We start from the raw sequence: 22560 nt of genomic DNA, 5'->3' as shown, positions 1-22560 counted from the left end.
GGGCGGTTCGCTGTGTCCCATGGTCGGCCACCCGGCGCGCGGCCGCCCTCAGTCCCCGGTCGCCGAGAAATGCATCAGATCCTTCGGTGAGCGCCAGGTCCCGCCCCAGGTCCAGCCGATCGCACTGAACGCCTGCACCACCGGATCGCCGGAGTGGATCATGCCCGGTTTGCGCTGCCGCCGGTCCACATAGGCCGAGGCCAGCTCCGGCAGCACCAGATCCCCGCGCAGGTACGGGTTGGCGAACGGGTTCACATCCACCGCCAGTCCCTTGGCATGCGCCGACCACCGGGTCTGGCCGCGGGCGGGCCTGCAGACGAAGCCGTTGGTGTTGTTGCCGTCCCCGGTCGGCGCGGCGTCCAGCTCGGGCTTGGCCGTCACCCGCATCTCCTCGATCGGGAACCGCGCCGCGTACAGCCGCTCGAACACCTTGCGCACGTTCTCCGCGACCCCCGCCGCCACGATCAGCTCGCCGGTGTGCGGCCGGTCGTCGAAACCCCAGAAGGACAGCGTCAGATACCGCAACCCGTCCGCGCCGACCGGGCAGGCCGGTTGCCAGGTGCTGCGCGCGAGCACCTCCGCGGGCACCGCTCCCACGGTCGCCGCGAAGTGCCCGTCCCTGGGCGGCGGCAGCCGGTCCGCGGTCGGCAACCGGCGCTGGGCCAGCTCCGGCGGGGTCGGCAGCACCTGCCCGAAACCGTCCGGCCTGCGCGGCAGCGGCCGGGCGCCGACCGTCCACACCGGCGGCGGGGGAGCGGTGCGCGCCTCGCCGCTGGGCTGCGGGCCGCTGGGTGCCGGGCTGCTCGGCGGCGTTGTGCCCGGCTGCTCGAACCGGAAGGTCACCGGCGGCTCCGCGCTGCTCGGCGTCACCGGCGCCACCGCGCCCTGGCAGGCGGTCAGCGTCGCCGCGAGCACGAGTGCCACCACCGGTCCGATCCAGCTTCTGCTCCCCACCCGTTCAGGATGGCACGTTCACCGAATGCACCCGTTCGGCGTAGTAATCAATCGACCGAACGACCGAGTATGCTCTCCCGTGCGTGCGCTGGGTGTCTGACTCGTCGCACTGCGTTCATCTCCCGGCGGTGCGGCCGGGGCCACCCATGGTGAGAGGTAAGCCGATGACGAACACCACACCGCCGCGCAACCGGTGGTGGCTGCTGGCGCCCGCGGCGGCGCTGGTGCTCCTCGGCGGACTGGTCTACTCGGCGCTGAGCCCGGCGGCCGAACCGGCGGCCCAGGCCGAGGACGTCCGGCCGCTCTCGGCCCGGATCGTCGGCGGCACCACCACATCCAGCGAGCACCACCCGTGGGCGGTCTACCTGGTCGGCCGGGCAGGCAACCAGTACTGCGGCGGCACCCTGGTCACCCCGACCAAGGTGCTCACCGCCGCGCACTGCGTGGTCAACCGCGCCCCGGCCGACGTGCGGGTGGTGGCGGGCCGCACCGACACGCAGAGCCGCACCACCGGCGAGGTGCTGGCGGTCAACCGGATCTGGACGCACGAGAAGTTCGAGTCGGTGTTCAACGGCGACGACGTCGGCGTGCTCACCCTGGCCGCGCCGGTCGCCTACCCGACCCTGCCGCTGGCCGAGTTCGGCGACCCGCGCTACCGGCCGGGCACCAAGGCCACCGTGGTCGGCTGGGGCGCCACCCGGGAATCGGGGCCGACCTCGCGCTACCTGGTGCAGGCGCAGGTGCCGGTGCTGCCGGACGCCAAGTGTCAGACGCCCTACCGCACCTACACCCCGGTCAAGATGTTCTGCGCCGGGTACGAGGAGGGCGGCATCGACGCCTGTCAGGGCGATTCGGGTGGTCCGCTGGTCGCCGAGGGGCGGCTGATCGGCATCACGTCCTGGGGCGAGGGCTGCGCGCAGAAGGGCAAGCCGGGCGTCTACACCAAGATCGGCAACTACCTGGACAAGATCAACGCTCAGCTCGGTCAGCGCCGCGCCACCCGCTGAGTTTCAGTTCAGTCCGTTACCAGCGGGTTTCCGATCATTACGGGTTTCCGCAACAACAGATTAACGCCGCCTTCCTGAGCTGGATTCCGCCTGCTCACAGGTGGCCCGGACGGTCACTAACTGTTTAGGCCGAATGGGTCACGACGAAGGAAGGTTGTCGACGCAAACACTCCTCGCGTTGCCTACAGCGCACCCGGCCACCGTGGGCCGGGACCTCGTTCGAGGGCACGAGGAAGGAGTGACCGTTGGCGACCACCCTGCATCGCCTGGTCAAGTTCATCGGGGTCGCGGCAGCCGCCGTGACCCTCGGCCTGGCGCCCGGCGCCATGGCCAGCGCGGCGCCGCCGCCGGAGCCGACCATGGATCCGTTGATCGTCGGCGGCACCGCGGCGACCACCCAGCAGTACCCGTGGACCGTCGCGCTGCTGCTCGACGGCACCCAGTGGTGCGGCGGCACGCTCGCCGCGCCGAACAAGGTCGTCACCGCCGCGCACTGCACGTCCGGCAAGGCCGTCTCGCGCTGGCAGATCGTGGCCGGCCGCACCGACCTGCGCACCAGCGAGGGCCACACGGCCAAGGTGACCAAGGTCTGGCAGCACCCGAACTACCGCAGCGTGACCCAGGGCGACGACGTCGCGGTCATGACGCTGGACCGCAACCTCAACTACACCACCCTGCCGCTGGCCAAGCCCGCGGATTCGGGGCTGTACAAGGCAGGCACCCAGGCCCGCGCGCTTGGCTGGGGCGACACCACCGGCAACGGCGACTACTCCGACACGCTCCGGCAGGTCGTCGTGCCGCTGACCTCCGATCAGACCTGCGCGAGTGCGTACTCGGAGTACAAGAGCGCGTCCATGGTCTGCGCGGGCTTCCCCCAGGGCGGCAAGGACACCTGCCAGGCCGACTCCGGTGGTCCGCTGGTGGTCAACGGAAAGCTGGTCGGCATCACCTCTTGGGGTGAGGGCTGCGCCCAGGCCGGCAAGCCCGGTGTGTACGCCAGAGTGTCCGGCTACTACACCCAGCTCAGCACGCAAATCAGCTCCTAACAGGCACGGAGTGGCTCGCCGCCCGAACGGTCCACATCGAACGGCCGTTGTGTGGCGGGTCGCTCCTCTGTTGCTCTTGGTATGCGTCTCCCACTCGTTCGAGGGCACGAGAAAAGGAGCCCCACCATGGCGGTAACCCTGCGTCGCCTTGGCCGAATGCTCGGCGTCGTCGCCGCGGTCGCGGCGGTCACGCTGACCTCCGCGGCAGCTGTGAACGCCTCCCCGGCCCCGTCGACCTCCGATGTCGACCCGTTGATCGTCGGCGGCACCCGGGCAGCGATCAGCCAGCACCTGTACACGGTGTACCTGGCCTCCGGCAGCACCGGATCCGGTCAGTTCTGCGGCGGCACCCTGGTCGCGGCCAACAAGGTCGTGACCGCGGCGCACTGCACCAAGGGCCGTTCCCCGGCCAGCACCTTCGTGGTGCACGGCCGAGAGGACAAGCAGAGCACCGCGGGCACCGTCGCCAAGGTCACCAAGATCTGGGTGCACCCCAGCTACACCAGCGCCACCGCTGGTTTCGACGTCTCGGTGCTGACCCTGGACCGCAACATCAGCGGCCCGACCGTGCCGCTGGCCACCCCGTCGGACACCGCGCTCTACGCCGCGGGCCAGAGCGCGCTGATCCTGGGCTGGGGCACCACCAGCTCCGGCGGCTCCGCCTCGCGCTACCTGCTCAAGGCGAACGTGCCGGTGACCTCGGACCAGACCTGCAAGACCGCGTACCCGCAGTACAGCAACACCTCGATGGTGTGCGCGGGCCTGCCCCAGGGCGGCGTGGACACCTGCCAGGGTGACTCCGGCGGCCCGCTGATCGTCGGCGGCAAGCTCATCGGCGCCACCTCCTGGGGCCGCGGCTGCGCGATGGCCAACTACCCCGGCGTCTACGCCCGGATCGCCCCCTACCACGCGGTGCTGACCCAGCAGATCACCTCCTAGCCCTGCGGCGAGGCCACAACTGAATATCCCTGCACCCCGATGGGGCGGTCCGTTCGCGGGCCGCCCCATCGGGCTGTGCCCGGCTTGTCCGGACCCGGTCACTCACGTGGGTTGCCTTCGCCGACTCGACTTGTCCGCCAGGTCGGCCGGGGCTGTCCTGGACACGGGGCGGCGAGCAGACGGGAGCGGACAATGTGGTCTGGCACGCGTACACGGCTCGGCGAATTCCTCCGGCGCGCTCTGTCCCGGCGCGGTCTGTCCCGGCGCGGTCCCGCCCGGCCTGGCTCTTCAGGTCGCCGCGCACCCCTCGGCGTCGCCCTCGCCGCACTCCTGCTCACCCTCGCCGCACCAGCCCCCGCACTGGCCGGGCCACCCGCCCCACCCGGTCCCACCGACTCCCGGGTCGTCGGCGGCATCCGCGCCTCCATCCTCGAGTTCCCGTGGACGGTCGCGATCACCAAGTCCGACGGCGCGCCCCTCTGCGGCGGCACCCTGGTCGCCCCGGCCATGGTCCTCACCGCGGCGCACTGCGCGGTCGGCCGGCAGCCGAAGGATCTCCTGGTCATCGCAGGCCGCGAGGACCTGCTCACCCTGGGCGGCGAGATCCGCGCGCTCACCGGGATCTGGATCCACCCGTTCTACACCGACGTGCGCGCGGGCGACGACGTCGCCGTGCTCCGCCTCGCGCTACCGCTGTCCCAGCCGCCCCTGCCGCTGGCCACCCCGGCGGACACCCTGCTCTACGGTCCCGGCACCTACACCCTCGCGCTCGGCTGGGGCCGCACCGCCGAGGGCGGTTTCCCGTCCCGCTATCTGCTCAAGGCCGCACTGCCGATCGTCGGCGACCCGCTCTGCCAGGCGGTGCTGGCCGGGTTCGAGGCGAGTTCGATGGTGTGCGCCGGGTACGCCAACGGCGGCGTGGACACCTGTCAGGGCGACTCGGGCGGTCCACTGATCGCCGGCGGCAAACTGGTCGGCGTGACCTCCTGGGGCATCGGCTGCGCGCGGCCGTACCAGCCAGGGGTGTACGTGCGGGTCAGCACGTACCAGCCGCTGCTGGACCTGGTGCTCAGGTCCTAGCAGCGGCCGGCGGTCGTGCTCAGTCGTCCAGCGCCTCACGTGCCTGGAGAACCGCGTTCAGCACCCAGCTCACGAAGGCCACGATGATCGCGCCGAAGAACGCGGGCCAGAACCCGGTCACCTGGAACGGCAGGTCCAGCTTGTCCGCCAGCCAGCCGGTCAGCATGAACAGCAGGCCGTTGACCACCAGGCCGATCAGCCCGAGGGTCAACAGGTAGAACACGCAGCCGACAAGCTTCACCACCGGCTTGATGACCGCGTTGACCAGACCGAAGACCAGGCCGACCAGCAACAGGGTGCCGATCTTCTCACCGACCGAGACCGGACCTGGTCCGATGTCGATGCCGGGCAACGCGGTGGACACCCACAGCGCCACGGCGGTGATGACTACCTGGAGGATAAAGAACACGGGCGGCTCCCTGGGTCGGACGGCGGCGGGCCGTGCGGCTCAGCTGCCGAGCACCAGCCCGACCGACATGCTCAAGAAGGCTACCGCGCAGAAGGCGTCCAGTCCGTTCAGCACCACCGGTCGCGCGAGCCGTTCCTGCAACCGGCTCGCCGCCAGCACGATCGCCAGCTCCCAGCCGAAGGCCAGCACCATGAACACCGCGGCGAGCACGCCGAGCTGGAGCACCGGGTTGCCCGCGGCGCCGATGAACTGCGGCAGGAAGGCCAGACAGAACAGCAGCATCTTCGGGTTGGTGATGTTGCACAGGAACCCGCGCAGGAACGGCCCGTTGCCCGGCCGCTCGTCCGCCCGCTCACCCGCGGTCGCGGTGCGCAGTTCGCCGCGGGCCAGCCACAGCCCGCGCGCGATGGAGAAGGCCAGGTAGCCGAGGTAGGCCGCGCCCAGCCAGCGCAGCGCGGTGAGCACGCCCGGCGAGTGGCTGATCAGCAGGCCGAGCCCGGAGACCACCAGCGCGACGTGCACCAGCGCGGCGGAGTGGATGCCGGCCAGGGCGAGCAGTCCGGGGCGGGTGCCCTGCCGCAGCGAGGTGCGCAGCAACAGGAACGCGTCCACCCCCGGCGTCAGCACCACGACGGCACAGGCGATCAGGAACGCGGGCAGTTGGGTCAGGTCCAGAGACATGTCGCCTCCCTCGCGGCAGCAGGACGAACCATGGGTTCAGGGTGGGGTCAACGGGCAATCTTTCGCCTTGATGGGATATCAACAGGAAGACTTGCGGTCCTTGACGCGGAAACTACGTGTGTTCCCTCACCCCGGCCGATCTTGGGAACTTTCCGCGAGGTGATAGGAACGGCAGGTGAGCACCCTGTACCGAGCCACCGGTGACCAGCTGGACGCGAGCACCCTCTACGCCCTGCTGCGCCTGCGCGTGGACGTCTTCGTCGTCGAACAGGAAAGCCCCTACCCGGACCTGGACGGCCGTGACCTGGACCCGGTCACCCGGCACCTGTGGTTCGCCGAGGCCGACGGCACGCCACTGTCCTACCTGCGCCTGCTGGTGGAGCCCGACGGCGGGACCGTCCGGGTCGGCCGCGTGGTCACCAGGGCGGACGTCCGCGGCAAGGGCCTGTCCCGCGAGCTGATGCGCGAGGCGCTGACCGACATCGGCGAGGCCCCGTCCGTGCTGGACGCGCAGACCACGGTGACCCGCTTCTACGCGGGCTTCGGCTACCGGATCACCGGCCCGGAGTTCCTCGACGGCGGCGTCGCGCACGTCCAGATGTCCCGCCCCTGACCACGAGAACGGCGTCCTGACCACCCCCTCGATGGTCAGGACGCCGTTCGTCTTGTCTGCCAGAACTACAGCCCGCGGGCGACAAAACCGCCGGTGGACGGCGCGAAGAAGGGCGTGAAGCCCTGGCAGTCCAGCACCGGATCAGACCCGGGCACTCCCCACAGCCAGCCGATCCGGTCCCCGCGCGCACCGTCGTAGACGGAGAAGGACACCTTGAGCCCGACGTGCGCGGGATCCGCGCTCGCCTCCACCACCCCGGTGGCCATGCCCACCCGCCCGCCGACCACCAGGCAGGTGATGCGACCGCTGAAGTCGGCGACCAGGCCGCCGTCCGGCTTGTGGTGGGTCACGTGGAACTTCCCGCTCGCGGTGTCCGGCGTGGCCCCAGGCTCGACCCGGGCCGCGACGGAGAACATCAGCGGATCGCCGAGGAACTCGGGGTCCTTGCTGGTGCCGCGCACCGTGCCCGCGAGCAGGTGTCCGCGATCCCGCTCCGCCGCGACCGCCAGCCCGGAACCCTCGGCAGCCGACTGGTCAGCACCGCCGCCCGCCGCCACCACGGCCTTGTCAGCACCGCCGCCCGCCGACACCGCCGCCTGGTCAGCACCCCCGGCAGCCGACCTGCCGACCGCGTCCGCGCCGGGCACCGGCCCACGCACTGACAGATCCCCATCGCTGAGCCGCAACACCGGCGCCGTGCCCTGCAGCGGACTCACGGGCTGCCCGAAGAACCCCCACACCCAGCCGATCCGGTCCCCGCGCCGCCCCTCGTCCTGCACGGTCAGCGACACCGGTTTGCCCACGAACTCCAGCTGCGGCGCCCCAGGGTGCTCGGCCCAGGTGATCTTCCCGTTCAACACCCCGACCTGACCGACCGCGTGCAAGCCGGTCACCTCGCCGGAGAACCGGGCCAGCAGCGAACCGTCCGGCTTGTGGTGGGTGACCTTGAACGTCCCGCTTGGCTTCATCGGGTCGGTGGCACTGGCCTGGATCTCGAACCGCACCGGATCACCGGCCATCGGACCGAACTCGGGTCCGAGCTGCCCGCCGGCCGACCCGCGCACACTCATCGGCGCCTCGGCCGCGAACGCGGGCGCCGCGACTCCACTGACAACTGCCGTGACGGCCAGTCCGGCCACCAGGAATCTGCGTGCTGTCCTTGTCATGCCCCGAGACTCGCGGCCCGGCCGCGTCCCCGGGTCCCGCCGCGGCGTGATGGTGCTCCCCCGCCCGAGGGAGCACCATCAGCCCGGATCTCCGGGGCCGATTCCGGGTCGGCCCCGAGACCCTGGTCCGTTGCCGCTGGTCAGCCGCCGTTGCTGGGCTGGTAGGCGGGCTGGTGGTGACTGCGCGCGGTGCTGGCGGTGATCCGGGAGACCGCGTCGACCATCTTGCGGCCCAGCGCGACCCTGGCCCGCAGCGCCGGGTGGGTGGTGCTGAAGTCGTTCAGGTTGGCCGCCGCGTCGCCGCGGAACTCGCCCGAGGCGAACAGCGAGTAGGTAACCATCGGTTTACCCGCGGTGTCGAAGACGATGCCCGCCTCGTTGCGCCCGTCGTTGAACCAGCCGGCCTTGGTCGCCACCCGGCCGCGTTCGGCGGAGTTCAGCTCCAGCCGGATGCCGTCGGTGAAGGCGGACATCGAGCGCAGCAGGGTCAGCACGTACTCGGTCGAGGCGGCGGAGATCAGCGTGCCGTCGACCAGCCTGCGCAGCAGCGTGTGCGTCTCGCGCGGAGTGGTCTTGCCCAGGAAGAACCGGTTCGGGTTGGCCACCGGCTTCACCTGGGTGTGCGTGAAGCCCTTGGCGCGCAGGATCTCGTTCAGCTCGGCCGCCGGGCACACCAGCCCGCACAGCCGGACCGCGGTGTTGTCGGAGACGGTGAGCAGGTTGGCCATGGCGTGGCCCAGGGTCACCGAACTCGGGTAGGCGCCGTCGAAGCCGAAGATGCCGTCGCCGTCCTTGCTGACGATCGCGCTGGTGACCTCCACCCGCTGGTCCAGCGTCAACAGCCCGCGGTCGATCTTGTCCAGCACCGCCGCGGCGACCGCGATCTTGTTGACGCTGTAGGCCTCGACCACCCGGTCAGCCTCGGCCTCCACCGCCGGGACCGGGGTGCCGTCGGGGTCGGTGACGCTGATGAACGAGGACCAGGTGCCGCCCGCCCGCAGCGACTCCCGCCGGTACACCCGCTCGATCCGCCTGCGCGCGTGCGCCGCGGAAGTGGGAATGACGCTCTCGTCGTCGACTGGCTCGTTCTGCGCCGCCGCGATCGTGGTGGAACCCAGCATGGCGCCCGCCGCTGCCACAGTCCCCAGACCGAGCGCGCGCCTCCGGTTGATGGTCATGCGCGGCAGCCTAGGGCCATTCGAGTGACAAGCAAGGAAAACATCAGTCCTGTGCCGGACTCAGCCCTCGCGGACACGCCGGACGGAGCAGCGCGGGCGGCTGTTCGCCTCCCGGCGCTTGCGGCAAGTGTCGTCAGCGGCCCGCCGCACCGGCCCGCATGCGGAGCGTGCTGCCGGCAGCGGTCCCGCCGCCGCGGTTGCCACCACGCCTGCCGTTCCTGTCCTCAGCGCTCCCGCCGCGCGGCGGCCGGGGCGTTGCGCGTGATGATCTCCACCGCCCGGTCGAGGTCCGCCGCGGACAGATCAGCCCGCGCGGTCAACCGCAGTCGCGACACCTGATCCGGCACCGACGGCGGCCGGAAACAGCCGACCGCGACCCCGTCCGCCCGGCACCGGCCCGCCCACTCCACCGCCTCGGCCGGCGAGGGCGCGCGCACCGACACCACCGCCGCGGTCGGCGAACTCACCGCGAACCCGGCAGCCGCGAACCGCCCGGCCAGCTCCCGCGCCACCCCCCGCGCCCGCCCGGCCAGCTCAGGCTCGGCCCGCAGCACCCGCAACGCCGCCAGCGCCCCGCCCGCGCAGGCCGGGGCCAGCCCGGTGTCGAAGATGAACCCGCGCGCGGTGTCCACCAGGTGCGCGATCACCCGTCGCGGCCCGAGCACCGCCCCGCCCTGACTGCCCAGCGATTTGGACAGCGTGGTGGTCACCACGACATCCGCCGCCCCGGCCAGCCCCGCCGCGTGCACCCCGCCGCGCCCGCCGTCGCCGAGCACGCCGAGCCCGTGCGCGTCGTCCACGATCAGCGCCGCGCCATGCGCCCGGCAGGCGGCGGCCAGCTCGGGCAGCGGCGCGAGATCGCCGTCCACCGAGAACACCGAATCGGTCACCACCAGGGCGCGCTTCTTCACGCGTTCGGACAGCAGCGTGGTCACCGTGGCCGGATCGCGATGCCCGGCGCCGGTCACCTCGGCGCGGGACAACCGGCAGCCGTCGATCAGCGAGGCGTGGTTGTGCGCGTCGGTGACGATCAGCGTGCCCGGCCCGGACAACGCGGTGAGCGCGCCCAGGTTGGCCAGGAACCCGGAGGAGAAGATCAGCGCCGCCTCCGTGCCGCAGTGCTCGGCCAGCTCCCGTTCCAGCTCCGCGTGCAACTCGGTCGACCCGGTGACCAGCCGCGATCCGGTCGCTCCCGCGCCCCAGCGCCGCGCCGCGGCCGCCGCGGCCTCGGTCACCCGCGGATCGCGGGTGAGGCCGAGGTAGTCGTTGGAGGCCAGGTCCAGCGCGGCGGCGTCGGCGGCGCGCGGCCGCAGCGAGCGGGTCAGGCCCGCCCGGGCCCGGGCCCGGGAGCGGGTGTCCAGCCAGGCGAAGACGTCCGGGGTGGTCGAGGTCACCGCCGGAGTGTCGCATTGGCCGGGCTACCGTTTTGGACGTGTGGGCGACGACGGGTTCTCTAGATGAGCTGGACCTATTCGGTCCGCGGTTCGTCGGCGACCCGTGGCCGAGCTTCGCCGAACTCCGCGAACGCGCGCCCGTGCACCACGACGAGCGCACCGGCCTGTGGCTGGTCAGCAGGCACGCCGACGTCCGCGCGGTGCTGGCCGACCCGGACGGGTTCGTCCCGGACAACGCGCTCACCGCGATCACCCCGATCCCGCCGCCGCAGCTGCGCGTGCTGGCCAGGGCCCGCTTCTCGCTGCCGCCGACCCTGGCCAACAACGGCACCGACAGCCACACCGGCCTGCGCCGCCTGGTCGCCTCCTACTTCACCCCCGGGCGGGTCCGCGACGCCGAACCCCGCATCCGCTCCCTCGCCAACGACTACCTCGACCGCCTCCCCGTGGCCGGCCCGTTCGACCTGGTCAGCGGCCTGGCCGCGGAGCTGCCCTGCCGGGTGCTGCTCGAACTGCTCGGCCTCACCGAGGTGGACCTGCCGGTGCTCAAGGCATGGAGCGCGGCCTCCCTCGAACTGTTCTGGGGTCGCCCCGACCCGGACCGGCACCAGGCCCTGGCCGAGGCGGCGGGGGAGTTCCACCAGTGGCTGGCCGCCCGCATCCGCGCCGCCACCCCCGGCAGCCCGGACCTGTTCGGCCAGCTCGCAGCGCACCGCGCGCCCGGCGACCGCCCGCTGCGCGTCGCCGAGGCCGTCGGCGTCTGCTATTTCCTGCTCATCGCCGGTCAGGAGACCACCAGCCAGCTGCTCAGCACGCTGCTGCACCGCCTCATCCCGCGCGCCGACCTGTGGCCCCGGTTGGCCGCCGGCGAGCCCGGCCTGGCCGCGGCCTGTGTGGAGGAGGTGCTGCGCCACGAACCGCCGGTGAACACCTGGCGCCGCGTCGCCGCCCGCCCGGTCACCCTGTCCGGGGTCCAGGTGCCGCGCGGCGCGCACCTGCTGCTCCTGCTCGCGGGCTCCGGCGCGGACCCGGACGTCTTCCCCGACCCCGAGCAGTTCTGCCCGGCCCGCCCCGAGGTCCGCAGGCACCTGGCCTTCGGCCACGGCCGCCACTTCTGCCTCGGCGCGGGACTGGCCAGGGCGGAGGCGAGCGTGGTGCTCACCGAGGTCGCCCGCCGCCTGCCCCGCCTGGAACTCCTAGAGGCCGAACCGCCCATGCTCGGCCTGCTCTCCTTCCGCGCCCCGCTGCGCGTGCTCGCCCGCCGCGCCTGACCACGCGGCTGCCCATCCCCGCGCATAACCAGACGGTTACTCCGCTGGTCTGATCGCTAGAATGCGGACCGCCAGTCCGGTTACCGCAAGGAGTAGTTCCGTGGCCGAGCGCGCCGACGCCGCCCGCAACCGCCAGGCGATCCTCGCCGCGGCCGAACGGCTGATCATCGAGCGCGGCCCGGACGCGGTCACCATGGACGAGATCGCGCTGGCGGCCGGGGTCGGCAAGGGCACGTTGTTCCGCCGCTTCGGCGACCGCCGCGGACTCATCCACGAACTCCTCGACCAGTACCGGGACGAGGTAACCAACCAGGTGGATACGGCCTGCGCCGCCGCCGCGGCGGATCCGGTGCACCGGCTGCTCGCCTGCCTCGGCGTCCTCTTCGACGAGAGCAGGCGACTCCGCCCGCTGATCGCCGCCCTGGAAGCTCAGTCCGCCCCCGGCGCCTGCTGCCGCCCCGGCGGCGGCTGGCACAGCCTGCTCGCCGAGCGGATCACCCAGGCCAGCCCGGCGCGCGCGGGCTCAGCGGACTTCCTCGCGCACGCGCTGCTCGCCGGGATGCGCGCCGAGCTGGTGCGGCATGTCACCGAGGACCTGGGCACGCCGATCGAGCAGGTGCGCGCCGAGTTGCTCGCGCTGGCCAGGGCAAGCGTGATCAGCGAGACGGTCGCGACCACCTGATCGTGTGCGACGATGCGAACTGCTTTGTCAGCGAGGGGTGAGCGAGGAACCCGGTGCGAGTCCGGGACGGTCCCGCCACTGTGACCGGAGTCCGCCTCCGGGAGTCAGGAGACTCGGCCCCTCGATCCTCCGGACCCGGGCGTGGACACCCGAGGAAGGACCGCGCGCATGACCGTCGGCTACCCGTTCTCCGCAGTGGTCGGACACCCCGATCTCCGGCTCGCCCTGCTGCTCAACGCGGTGCACCCGGGCATCGGCGGGGTGCTGGTCCGCGGCGAGAAGGGCACCGCCAAGTCGACCATCGTGCGTGGCCTGGCCGCGCTGCTGCCCGCGGTCGCCGTGGTCGAGCACTGCCGCTTCGCCTGCGACCCGGCCCGCCCCGACCCGACCTGCCCGGACGCCCCGCACGACGGCGCGGCCACCAGCCGCCCGGCCCGGCTGGTCGAACTCCCGGTCGGCGCCACCGAGGACCGCCTGGTCGGCTCGCTCGACCTGGAACGCGCGCTCACCGAGGGCGTGCGCGCCTACCAGCCCGGCCTGCTCGCCGGCGCGCATCGCGGCGTGCTGTACGTGGACGAGGTCAACCTGCTGCACGACCACCTGGTCGACCTGCTGCTGGACGCCGCCGCCATGGGTCGCGCGCACGTCGAGCGCGAGGGCGTGTCCATCTCGCACGCGGCGAGCTTCCTGCTGGTCGGCACGATGAACCCGGAGGAGGGCGAACTGCGGCCGCAGCTGCTCGACCGGTTCGGCCTGACCGTCACCGTGCTCGCCGCCCGCGACACCGACACCCGCACCGAGGTCGTCCGCCGCCGCCTGGCCTACGAGGCCGACCCGGCGGGCTTCGCCGCCCGCTGGACCCCGGACGATGCGGACCTGGCCGCGCGCATCGCCACCGCCCGCGCCGCCCTGGCCGCGGTGACGCTGCCCGATGTCGAACTGCGCCGGATCGCCGCGCTGTGCGCCGCCTTCGAGGTCGACGGCATGCGCGCCGACCTGGTGGTGGCCCGCACCGCGCTCGCGCACGCCGCCTGGCGCGGCGCCGCGGCGGTGGACGCGAGCGATGTCGAGGTCGCCGCCCGGCTCGCGCTGCCGCACCGCAAGCGCCGCGACCCCTTCGACGAGCCCGGCCTGGAGGAAGAGCAGCTCCAGCAGGCCCTCTCCGCCGCCGCCGACGAGGCCGAACCACCGAGGCCAGAGCCCGAGGACGATCCGGACGGCCCCGGCGGCGGCCAGGACCACGGCGAGAACTCCGCCCCGCCGCAGGGCGAGCAACAGTCCACTTCGGACGGTGAGCGGTCCGGGCCGGACACATCGCGGCCGAGCGGCTCCGGTGGCGGCGAACAAGCCCCCGCCACCCCCGCACCCGCCTTCCGCGCCCGGCTGCTCCAGGTCCCCGGCCTGGGCGAAGGCGCACCTGGACGACGTTCCCGGTCCCGCTCGGAGTTCGGCCGGGTGGTCCGCGCGTCCACAGTGGACGGGCACGGACTGCACCTGTCGGCCACCGTCGCCGCCGCCGCCCCGCACCAGTCCACCCGCGGCCGCACCGGCCCCGGCCTGCTGCTGCGCGGTGAGGACGTGCGGCGTGCGGTCCGCGAAGGCAAGGAGGGCAACCTGGTGCTCTTCGCGGTGGACGCCTCCGGCTCGATGGCCGCCCGCAAGCGCATGTCCGCGGTCAGCGGCGCGGTGCTGTCCCTGCTGCGCGACGCCTACCAGCGGCGGGACAAGGTCGGCCTGGTCACCTTCCGCGGCAACAGCGCCGAGCTGACCCTGCCGCCGACCTCCTCGGTGGACGCGGCCGCCGCCCGGCTCAAGCGCCTGCGCACCGGCGGCCGCACCCCCCTCGCGGACGGCCTGCTGCGCGCCCGCAAAACCCTGGCCGCCGAACGCCTACGCGATCCACGTCGCCGCCCGCTGCTGGTCGTGGTCACCGACGGCCGCGCCACCGTCGGCGTGCACGGCGACCCGGTCCGCGACGCCCTGCGCGCCGCCGCCCTGCTCGCCGCCGACGGCGTGGCCGCGATCGTGGTGGACTGCGAACACGGCCTGGTCCGACTCGGCCTGGCCGCCCGGCTCGCCCTCGCTCTCGGCGCGAACTGCCTGACCCTGGACGAGTTGTCAGCCGACCGGGTGGCCGGCGTCGTGCGCGCCGCCCGCGCGGCCTGAGCCGGAAGGACATCCGATGCCGCAAGGACAACCGACCAGTGTGCCCGCCGACGGGATGACCACCCGGCAGCGCCGCAACCGGCCGCTGCTGGTGGTGCACACCGGCGAGATGAAGGGCAAGTCCACCGCAGCCTTCGGCATGGCGCTGCGCGGCTGGAACCAGGGCTGGTCCATCGGCGTGTTCCAGTTCGTCAAATCCGCCAAGTGGAAGGTCGGCGAGGAGGAGGCGTTCCGCGCGCTCGGCAGGCTGCACGAACAGACCGGCGAGGGCGGCGAGGTCGAGTGGCACAAGATGGGCGAGGGCTGGTCCTGGAGCCGGAAGAAGGGCACCGAGACCGACCACGCCGAGGCCGCCCGCGAGGGCTGGCGGGAGATCGCCCGCCGCCTCGGCGAAGCCCGGCACGGCATGTACGTGCTGGACGAGTTCACCTACCCGATGCACTGGGGCTGGATCGACGTCGAGGAGGTCGTGGCCACCCTGCGCGACCGCCCCGGCCACCAGCACGTGATCATCACCGGCCGCTACGCCCCGCCCGCGCTACTGGAAGCCGCGGACCTGGTGGCCGAGCTGACCAAGGTCAAGCACCCGATGGACGCCGGGCAGAAGGGTCAGCGGGGGATCGAGTGGTAGCCAGACTGGTCATCGCCGCCCCCGGCTCCGGCGCGGGCAAGACCACGGTCGCCACCGGCCTGATGGCCGCGCTGCGCCGCCGCGGCCTGCGGGTCGCGCCCGGCAAGGTCGGCCCCGACTACATCGACCCCGGCTACCACGCACTGGCCACCGGCCGCCCCGGCCGCAACCTGGACCCGGTGCTCTGTGGCGAGGACCGGGTGCGTCCGCTGTTCGCCCACGGCGCGCGCGATGCCGACATCGCGATCATCGAGGGCGTGATGGGCCTGTTCGACGGCCGCCTGGGCACGCCGGGCCACGGCTCCACCGCGCATGTGGCCACCCTGCTGGACGCGCCGGTCGCGCTGGTCGTGGACGCCCGTGGCCAGAGCCGTAGCCTGGCCGCGCTGCTGCACGGTTTCCGCAGTTACGACCCGGCCGTGCGGATCGCCGGGGTGCTGCTCAACAAGGTCGGCTCCGACCGGCACACCCAGGTGCTCACCGAGGCCTGCGCCGAGGTCGGCCTGGACGTGCTCGGCAGCCTGCCGCGGGATCCGGCCTTCGAGCTGCCCTCCCGGCACCTCGGCCTGGTCACCGCGGCCGAACACGGGCGCGCGGCCACCGAGGTGGTGGACGCGCTCGCGGACAAGGTCGCCGGCGCGGTCGACCTGGACGCGGTGCTCCGCCTCGCCCGCTCCGCCCCACCCCTGCCCCCGGTGACCTGGGAGCACGGCCTGGAACCCGGCCCGAGCCGCCCGGTCATCGCCATCGCCGGCGGCTCCGCGTTCACCTTCGGCTACACCGAGCACGCCGAACTGCTCACTGCCGCGGGCGCCCAGGTCGAGGTGTTCGACCCGCTCCGCGACGAGGCGCTGCCCACCGGCGCCACCGGACTCGTGCTGCCCGGCGGCTTCCCGGAACAGCACGCCGAGGAACTCTCCGCCAACGCCCCGCTGCGTGCCGCGGTCGCCGCCCTGGCCACCGCTGGCGGGCCCGTGCACGCCGAATGCGGTGGCCTGCTCTACCTGGCCCGCGAACTCGACGGCCGCCCGATGTGCGGGGTGCTGCCCGCCACCGCCCGGATGACCCCGCGACTGACCCTCGGCTACCGGGACGCGGTCGCGATCGGCGATTCGGTGCTGCAGCAGGCCGGAACGCGCCGCACCGCGCACGAGTTCCACCGCACCGAACTGATCCCCGCATCGGGTGCCGCCGCGGCCTGGGCCTGGCGAGCGGACGAGGGCCCACGCGCCGAGGGTTTTGTGCTCGGCGGCGTGCACGCGTCCTATCTGCACACCCACCCGGCCGAGGACCCCGGCTCGATCGCCCGTTTCGTCAGCCGCGCCGCCACGTTCGCAACCCGCCAACCCTGAACGCCGGATCGAGGGTCTGGACTCCAGTCCATTCGCGCACAGCTATCGATTGCCCGACACACACAGTCACCACTGTCCTAGGTGGACCGTCACAGGTCCGGCGATTCGGCGCAGCGGCGGCTACGTGACGTGGCGATCTTGGTCTAGCGGGTACCGGGCTGCACGGGCCGGGGATCGCAGGCGGTAACGTCGTCGCCTACTCGCCGGACGCTCGGAGCACACCGACTCGCGACACCGGCGCCAAGTCCGAAGTGGACAGAGAAGTCCTTCCGCCTGCCGCGGGAGAGGGGAACTGCTGTGAGTGGTCGGATCTCGTTCATCGGCGCGGGGCCCGGTGCCGCCGACCTGATCACGCTGCGGGGCGCGCGGCGGATCGCCGAAGCGGACATCGTGGTGTGGTCGCCCGCGGTCGTCGACGCCGGCTGCGTGCGCGAACACGCCGCCGCCGAGGCCGAGCTGATCGACTGCTCCCGGGTGAGCCACGAACAGGTCCTCGACGTCTACCGCCGGGCCGCGGTGAAGAAGTTGTCCGTGGTGCGCCTGCACTCCGGCGACGCCACGCTCTGGGGCGCGGTGCAGGAGCAGTACGACGCCGCGCAGAAGATCGGCCTGGAGGTCGAGATCGTCCCCGGTGTCTCGGTGCTGTCCGCCGCCGCGGCCGCCGCGGGCCGTGAACTCGGCCCGGTCTCGGCCGCCGCGCCGGTCGTGCTGACCAGGCCCGAGGGCGACACCGGCGCGCTGCCCGACGGCGCGAAGCTGCGCGAACTGGCCGCGCACGGCGGCACCATGGCGGTCGCGTTGTCCGCGGCCCGCACCGAACAGCTCGTCGAGGAGCTGCGCGCGGGCGGGTACGCCGAGGACACCCCGGTCGTGGTGGCGTACAAGACGAGCTGGCCGGACGAGCTGCTCGTGCAGACCACGCTCGGCGAACTGCTGGGCACGGTCAAGGAGCACAAGCTCTGGCGGCAGACGCTGTTCCTGATCGGCCAGGTGCTGCGCGCCGGTGGTCAGCGGTCCCGGCTGTACCAGCCCGGCACCCGCCCGGCGAACTACCGTCGCAGCGACTTCACCGCCCGCCGCGCCGAACGCCTGGCCGCCGGACAGCCACCCGAAGCCGTGGTCGAGGCCGAAGCCCCCGCCACCCCGAACACCTGGTGGTCCGGCCGCGACCAGCTCGAGTCCACCCGGTCCTCCCGGGCAGGCGCGCGCTACCGCACCGGCGCGTCCAAGCGCGCCGCCGCCGCGGCCGCCACCCGATCCGGTCAGGTCACCCTGGCCCTGCACGACGAGCAGAACCGCGCCGCCAAGCCCGGTGCTTCCAGGTCCGGCGCGGGAACGCCCGGCGCGGCCACGAACGGCGTGGGCCTGAACGGCGTGGGCTCGAACGGCTCGGCCACGAACGGCGTGAGCCCGAACGGCGCGGCCACGAACGGTTCAGCCACGAACGGCGTGAGCCCGAACGGTTCGGCCACGAACGGCGCGGCCACGGCCGCCGCGAGCGCGCACGCCGCGCACCCGACCGGTGCGGGCCAGACCGGGGCCGGCTTCACCGGCGCGCCCGCCTCCACCGCGAAAACCACTGCGGCACAGCAGGTTCCGGTCCACCACGGCACCGCCCCCGCGATCCAGCGACCCCAGGCCGACAACCCGGCCGGGACCCCGCGGATCGAGACGGTCAAGGTCGCGGTCGAGGTCGAAGCCCCCAAGACCGAATCGCGGGCGGCCACTCCGGCCCAGCCCGCGGTGAAGGCGCCGACGGCGGGCAAATCCGCCGCAGGCAAGAGCAAGGCGAAGTCCACCGCCGCCCGGCGGACCAAACGGACTCCGCGGAGCAGCTGACCCGATGACGGCGGACGAGGACTTAGCGGCACGCACGGCGTTGTCGCCGCGCGCCCGCCGCCACTCGGGTACTTCAACGGTTCATCGGCGAGCCGCGCCAGCGGATCCGGCCCGGCGTTGCCATGATCGACTTCAGGTCGGCCGGTGGTGGCCGTAACCGAGGCGGAGTGGGTGGCGACATGACGGTCACTGTGGTCGGCGTCGACGGCGGTCCCCTGGTCCCCGACGCGCAGAAGGCCCTTGCCGACGCGCGGCTGGTCATCGGCAGGCGTCGGCTGCTGGAACTCCACGCGCCCGAAGGGGCGCGCCGGATCGAACTCGGTCCGCTCGGGCCCGCGCTGACCGCGCTCGGCTCGCTCACCGACGAGGACGGCCCCGCCGTGGTGCTCGACCACGGCGACCCCGGGTATTTCGGGATCCTGCGGGAGATCCGGGCCCGCAACATCCGCGCCCAGGTGGTGCCGGCGCTCTCCACCGTGCAGCGCCTGCTCGCCCGCATCGGCCGTTCCAGCGACGACGTCACCGTGGTCAACGCCCAGGGCCGCGAGCTGCGCAAGGCGCTCAATGTCTGCCGCGCCCGCCCCGCGGTCGCGGTGTTCACCGAGGGCGTGGCCGGTCCGGCCGAGATCGGCGCCGGCCTGCTGGGCTGGCGCCGCACGCTGATCGTGGCCGAGGACCTGGGCGGCCCGGACGAGAACGTGTCCTCGATCTCCCCGGCCAAAGCCGCGAAACGGCGGTGGAAGGACCCGAACCTGGTGCTGTGCCTCACCGATCCCGGCCTGGTGCCGGAGCCGGGCTGGTACCTCGGCGGCGAGCCGGTGCCCGCGGTCGGCGGCTGGGCCCTGCCCGAGGAGGCCTTCGCCCACCGCGACGGCATGGTCGCCTCCGCCGAGGTCCGCGCCCTCGCCTTGGCCCGGCTCGCGCCGCGGCCCGGGATGCTGGTGTGGGATGTCGGCGCGGGTTCGGGTGCGCTGGGTGTCGAATGTGGACGGTTGGGCGCCGCGGTGATCGCGGTGGAGCGCAATCCGGTGCACACCATGCGGATCGTGGCCAACGCGGTCAACCACGGCGTGGACGTCCGGACGGTCGAGGGTGAGGCCCCCGCGGTGCTCTCCGGCCTGCCCACCCCGGACGCGGTCTACGTCGGCGGCGGCGGCCCCAAGGTCGTCGAAGCCTGCGCGGCGGTCGGCGCGGAACGCGTGGTCGTCGGCCTCAACGCGCTGGACGAGGTCGCCGCCTGCCGCAACGCGCTGCGCGGCGGCGGTTACCAGGTCGACGGTTGTCAGCTCAGTGCCGCCCGGCTGGGCACGCTGGCGGACGGATCGAGCACCCTCACCGCGGTCAACCCGACGACCCTGCTGTTCGGCCGCCGCGAGGACGCCGGATAGCGTTGCCCTGTGATCGGGCTGTTCGCGGCGAGCGCCGCCGGAAGGCAAGCCGCCGCCGAACTCGCGGGCCGCCTCGGCCCCGCCGCCGTGCTCGCCGACGGCCCGATCCGCCCCGCGCTGGAACGCCTGTGGCCCCAGTTGGACGCCGCGGTGTTCCTGCTCGCCACCGACTCCACCATCCGCCTGCTCGCCCCACTGCTGCGCGAACGCCACAACGATCCGGCCGTGGTCTGCGTCGACGAGGCGGAACGATTCGCCGTCGCCCTCATCGACGGCCCGGCGGGCAACGCCCGCGACCTGGCCGAGCAGGTCGCCGAGATCCTCGGCGGCACCGCCGTGGTCACCGCCGCCGAACACGCCACCGGCACCACCCCACTGGACGACCTGGTCGAACTCCTCGACGCCGCGGTCGACGGCGACCTCACCGCCTGCGGCGCCGCCGTGCTGGCAGGCGAACGCGTCCGCCTGGCCAACCCTCTGGGCTTCCCACTGCCCGCCCTGCCTGCCAACGTCCTGCTCTCCGACGCCCCCCTCGGCGACGAGAGTCCACAGTGGACAGTCCTGCTGGACGACCGCCTGCCCAACCCGGAACCCGAAGGCCACGTCTTGCGCCTGGTGCCCAGGACCCTGGTCGTCGGCATCGGCGCCGGCAGCGGCGTGTCCACCACCGCTGTCACCACCGCGGTGGCCGCGCTGACCGACGAACACCGCCTGGACCACCGCGCCGTGCTCGCCTTCGCCACCGTCGAGACCAAGGCCGCTGAGCCCGGCATCGTCGAAGCGGTGGAGGACCACGGCTTCTGGACCGCCCGAACCTCCCGCCTGCTGCACTACCCCGCCACCACCCTGGCCGCCATCCAGGTCCCCAACCCCAGCCCCCAGGTCCACACCGCCACCGGCACCCCCAGCGTCGCCGAAGCCGCCGCCCTGCGCGCCGCCGCCACCCTCGCCCAGGGCGCCCCCACCGAACTCGCCGCCGAGAAAACCCCGCGCGGCAACGTCACCGTCGCCGCCGCCCGCATCCGCCCCCGAGGCCGCCTGGCCGTCATCGACCTCGGCCCCGGCCACCCCGACCTACGCGTCCCCCGAGCCGAAGCGGAACTACGCAAAGCCGCCGTGGTGGTCGGTGCCGAACAAGACCTCGCCCAGGTCCGCGCCCTGGTCCGCCCCGGCACCGAACTGTGGTCCAGCGGCAACCCACACGAAGCGGCCACCCAGGCGGTGGACCTGGCCACCGCCGGCCGCGCCGTGGCCCTGCTGAGCCCAACCGCCCCCGCCACCGGCCCGGAAATCACCCTGGTGACCGTCCCCGGCCTGTCTCCGACGGCAGTCGCGGCCACAGCCTTGCTGAGCGCCCCAACCTTCGCCGACCCACACCCGAACCCGGTTCCAGCCGCGCAGCCGAGCACACCACACCAGCCACCCACGGCATCGCATTCGCCCGCAGACCCCGACGCCGCAGCACCCCGCCGTTCCGCAGGGTCCGATGCCGCCGCAGCACCGTACGGCGGCACCACCGCACCCGGCGGCCACATCGAGCTGCTGCTGTCCGCGGCCCAGCCCTGGCCCGAACAGGAACAGCGTCTGCGTGGACTCGCCGCGAGCGACCTGCCGCTCTGGCTGAGCCCCACGACCGCCTGGCAAACCCAGGCGACCGAGGTCCTCACCGTGTTGCTGGAATCCCGCGGACCGGACACCCCAGCCGGTGTGGTCCGCAACCCGGGCCGGCCAGGCCAGGCCGCCCGGTGGATCCCGCTGGCCGAGCTGGACCCGGCCGAGTTCGACGCTAGCACCGCCGTCGTGATCGGTGTCGCGGCTATCCACAGGGCCCCCGGACACTGAGAAATCCGGCCCGAAGTGAACCGGCCGCGTACACGAGTTCAACCGAATGTGTACCCAGGACAGTCGAACTCGCTGGTTCGGTCAATTCTGTGGCCGTGACCGTCCGGTAATCGTCGCGGATCGTGTTTCCACAGGTACCGGAAAATCCAACTTCCGTGCAGTTGACCAGCCTGTTGGCCGCGTGTTGGCATTGACTTAGCACCGGGACGTAGTCGGGCCAGACTCGGGGAGGTCGAGAAACGGGCCTGTCACGGCAGGCAAGTGGTGGCCACTACAGCACGAGTGGTGGCGAAGGGATTATCCGAAGCCCCCCGACGCCGCGGTGCCGGAGAACGGAGTACGAAGCACGAAGTGGTAGTTCCGCGAGAAGTTCGCGGCGGGCGGTCAAATCCGCATCCAGTGTGCTGATCGCGCCGAAGAGAGACTGCTCTGCCTGCCCCATCCGCCGCCCGGGGCAGGCAGAGCTTTTTCTATTATCCGAATTCTTCTCAGGTCTGATTGACCGGCTCCGCGGTGGCGCATTCGCCCGAGTTCGCTGCCGCCGCGTCGGCCGTGCTCGCCGCTTGAGCCGCCTTCATCGCGGCGTACTGGGCCTGTGCCTCCGGCGGGGCGTGCCGGTGCGCCCAGTCGCCGAGCAGGATCACCACGTCGGCCAGTTCACGGCCCTTGTCCGTCAGCCGGTACTCGATGCGCACCGGCCGGGTCGGCTCCACGTGCCGGGTGACGATGCCCTCGCTCTCCAGCTCCTTGAGCCGGATCGACAGCAGCCGGTCGGTCAGGTCGGGGATGGTCTCGGTCAGCTCGGAGAACCTGGTCCGGCCGGCCAGCATGGCGCGCACGATCGCCCCGGTCCACCGGCGACCGAGCACCTCCATGGCGTCCTGGAACTGCGGACAGTAGGGGGTGATCTGGTCCATTTGTG

Annotated in this window: 20 protein-coding genes and 1 riboswitch; of the genes, 13 read left to right on the top strand and 7 right to left on the bottom strand. The window is 72.8% G+C overall.

Features of this window, described 5'->3' with window-relative positions; genetic code table 11:
• Window positions 1-48: 48 nt before the first annotated feature.
• A complete protein-coding gene (locus ACTOWY_RS06775; RefSeq protein WP_441308731.1) occupies window positions 49-954 on the bottom strand; it encodes a M15 family metallopeptidase in 906 nt (301 codons plus the stop codon).
• A 164-nt stretch (window positions 955-1118) separates the two neighbouring features.
• On the opposite strand from ACTOWY_RS06775, the gene ACTOWY_RS06770 reads away from it, so the two are divergent.
• The 4 genes from ACTOWY_RS06770 (at window position 1119) to ACTOWY_RS06755 (ending at window position 5026) form a co-directional block, all read left to right on the top strand.
• On the top strand, window positions 1119-1961 hold the full coding sequence (locus ACTOWY_RS06770; protein ID WP_441308730.1) for a S1 family serine peptidase: 843 nt from the start codon (window positions 1119-1121) through the stop codon (window positions 1959-1961).
• A gap of 245 nt (window positions 1962-2206) precedes the next feature.
• Window positions 2207-3007, top strand: coding sequence for a S1 family peptidase (locus ACTOWY_RS06765; protein ID WP_441308729.1), 801 nt, complete (start codon window positions 2207-2209; stop codon window positions 3005-3007).
• 126 nt (window positions 3008-3133) lie between these two features.
• The gene (locus ACTOWY_RS06760) at window positions 3134-3946 is read left to right on the top strand and encodes a S1 family peptidase (protein WP_441308728.1); all 813 of its coding nucleotides are present in this window, start codon (window positions 3134-3136) and stop codon (window positions 3944-3946) included.
• A gap of 192 nt (window positions 3947-4138) precedes the next feature.
• The gene (locus ACTOWY_RS06755) at window positions 4139-5026 is read left to right on the top strand and encodes a S1 family peptidase (protein ID WP_441308727.1); all 888 of its coding nucleotides are present in this window, start codon (window positions 4139-4141) and stop codon (window positions 5024-5026) included.
• A gap of 19 nt (window positions 5027-5045) precedes the next feature.
• Here the strand turns inward: ACTOWY_RS06755 and ACTOWY_RS06750 are convergent, their stop codons facing one another.
• Window positions 5046-5435 (bottom strand): phage holin family protein, encoded by a 390-nt coding sequence (locus ACTOWY_RS06750; protein WP_247760466.1) that lies wholly within the window; start codon window positions 5433-5435, stop codon window positions 5046-5048.
• A 39-nt stretch (window positions 5436-5474) separates the two neighbouring features.
• Window positions 5475-6116, bottom strand: coding sequence for a LysE family translocator (locus ACTOWY_RS06745; RefSeq protein WP_247760465.1), 642 nt, complete (start codon window positions 6114-6116; stop codon window positions 5475-5477).
• Window positions 6117-6291: 175 nt separating this feature from the next.
• On the opposite strand from ACTOWY_RS06745, the gene ACTOWY_RS06740 reads away from it, so the two are divergent.
• Window positions 6292-6729, top strand: a complete 438-nt coding sequence (locus ACTOWY_RS06740; RefSeq protein WP_441308726.1) for a GNAT family N-acetyltransferase — start codon at window positions 6292-6294, stop codon at window positions 6727-6729.
• 65 nt (window positions 6730-6794) lie between these two features.
• On the opposite strand, the gene ACTOWY_RS06735 is transcribed toward ACTOWY_RS06740, so the two are convergent.
• The 3 genes from ACTOWY_RS06735 to ACTOWY_RS06725 all read right to left on the bottom strand — a co-directional run bounded on the left by ACTOWY_RS06735 (window position 6795) and on the right by ACTOWY_RS06725 (window position 10467).
• Window positions 6795-7895, bottom strand: a complete 1101-nt coding sequence (locus ACTOWY_RS06735) for a hypothetical protein (RefSeq protein ID WP_441308725.1) — start codon at window positions 7893-7895, stop codon at window positions 6795-6797.
• A 140-nt stretch (window positions 7896-8035) separates the two neighbouring features.
• A complete protein-coding gene (locus tag ACTOWY_RS06730; RefSeq protein ID WP_441308724.1) occupies window positions 8036-9073 on the bottom strand; it encodes a serine hydrolase in 1038 nt (345 codons plus the stop codon).
• Between the two features lie 224 nt (window positions 9074-9297).
• Window positions 9298-10467 (bottom strand): 8-amino-7-oxononanoate synthase, encoded by a 1170-nt coding sequence (locus tag ACTOWY_RS06725; RefSeq protein WP_441308723.1) that lies wholly within the window; start codon window positions 10465-10467, stop codon window positions 9298-9300.
• Between the two features lie 38 nt (window positions 10468-10505).
• Between ACTOWY_RS06725 and ACTOWY_RS06720 the strand changes: the two genes are divergently transcribed.
• The 8 genes from ACTOWY_RS06720 (at window position 10506) to ACTOWY_RS06685 (ending at window position 21638) form a co-directional block, all read left to right on the top strand.
• Window positions 10506-11738 carry a cytochrome P450 gene (locus ACTOWY_RS06720; protein WP_441308722.1) on the top strand — a complete coding sequence of 411 codons (1233 nt, stop codon included), beginning with the start codon at window positions 10506-10508 and terminating at the stop codon, window positions 11736-11738.
• A 100-nt stretch (window positions 11739-11838) separates the two neighbouring features.
• Window positions 11839-12420, top strand: a complete 582-nt coding sequence (locus ACTOWY_RS06715) for a TetR/AcrR family transcriptional regulator (RefSeq protein ID WP_441308721.1) — start codon at window positions 11839-11841, stop codon at window positions 12418-12420.
• Between the two features lie 18 nt (window positions 12421-12438).
• A riboswitch (cobalamin riboswitch) is annotated at window positions 12439-12556 on the top strand.
• A 32-nt stretch (window positions 12557-12588) separates the two neighbouring features.
• Window positions 12589-14586 carry a putative cobaltochelatase gene (locus ACTOWY_RS06710; RefSeq protein WP_441308720.1) on the top strand — a complete coding sequence of 666 codons (1998 nt, stop codon included), beginning with the start codon at window positions 12589-12591 and terminating at the stop codon, window positions 14584-14586.
• 16 nt (window positions 14587-14602) lie between these two features.
• Entirely contained in the window at window positions 14603-15217 is a 615-nt protein-coding gene (cobO, locus tag ACTOWY_RS06705; RefSeq protein ID WP_441308719.1) for a cob(I)yrinic acid a,c-diamide adenosyltransferase, read from the top strand.
• Window positions 15211-16569, top strand: a complete 1359-nt coding sequence (locus tag ACTOWY_RS06700) for a cobyrinate a,c-diamide synthase (protein WP_441308718.1) — start codon at window positions 15211-15213, stop codon at window positions 16567-16569. Before cobO ends, ACTOWY_RS06700 begins: the two co-directional genes overlap by 7 nt.
• A 297-nt stretch (window positions 16570-16866) precedes the next feature.
• Window positions 16867-18408 carry an SAM-dependent methyltransferase gene (locus ACTOWY_RS06695; protein ID WP_441308717.1) on the top strand — a complete coding sequence of 514 codons (1542 nt, stop codon included), beginning with the start codon at window positions 16867-16869 and terminating at the stop codon, window positions 18406-18408.
• 179 nt (window positions 18409-18587) lie between these two features.
• Complete coding sequence (gene cbiE / locus ACTOWY_RS06690; protein ID WP_441308716.1) at window positions 18588-19796, top strand: precorrin-6y C5,15-methyltransferase (decarboxylating) subunit CbiE; 1209 nt, start codon at window positions 18588-18590, stop codon at window positions 19794-19796.
• Window positions 19797-19805: 9 nt separating this feature from the next.
• Window positions 19806-21638 (top strand): cobalamin biosynthesis protein, encoded by a 1833-nt coding sequence (locus ACTOWY_RS06685; protein ID WP_441308715.1) that lies wholly within the window; start codon window positions 19806-19808, stop codon window positions 21636-21638.
• Between the two features lie 488 nt (window positions 21639-22126).
• On the opposite strand, the gene ACTOWY_RS06680 is transcribed toward ACTOWY_RS06685, so the two are convergent.
• On the bottom strand, window positions 22127-22555 hold the full coding sequence (locus ACTOWY_RS06680) for a winged helix-turn-helix transcriptional regulator (protein ID WP_441308714.1): 429 nt from the start codon (window positions 22553-22555) through the stop codon (window positions 22127-22129).
• Between the last annotated feature and the right edge of the window lie 5 nt (window positions 22556-22560).

This window comes from Crossiella sp. CA198, assembly GCF_052078295.1.
In the GTDB taxonomy this organism is placed as follows: Bacteria; Actinomycetota; Actinomycetes; order Mycobacteriales; family Pseudonocardiaceae; genus Crossiella.
Note: the sequence above shows the minus strand (reverse complement) of the source record. Positions and strands in the feature narration are given on the sequence as shown.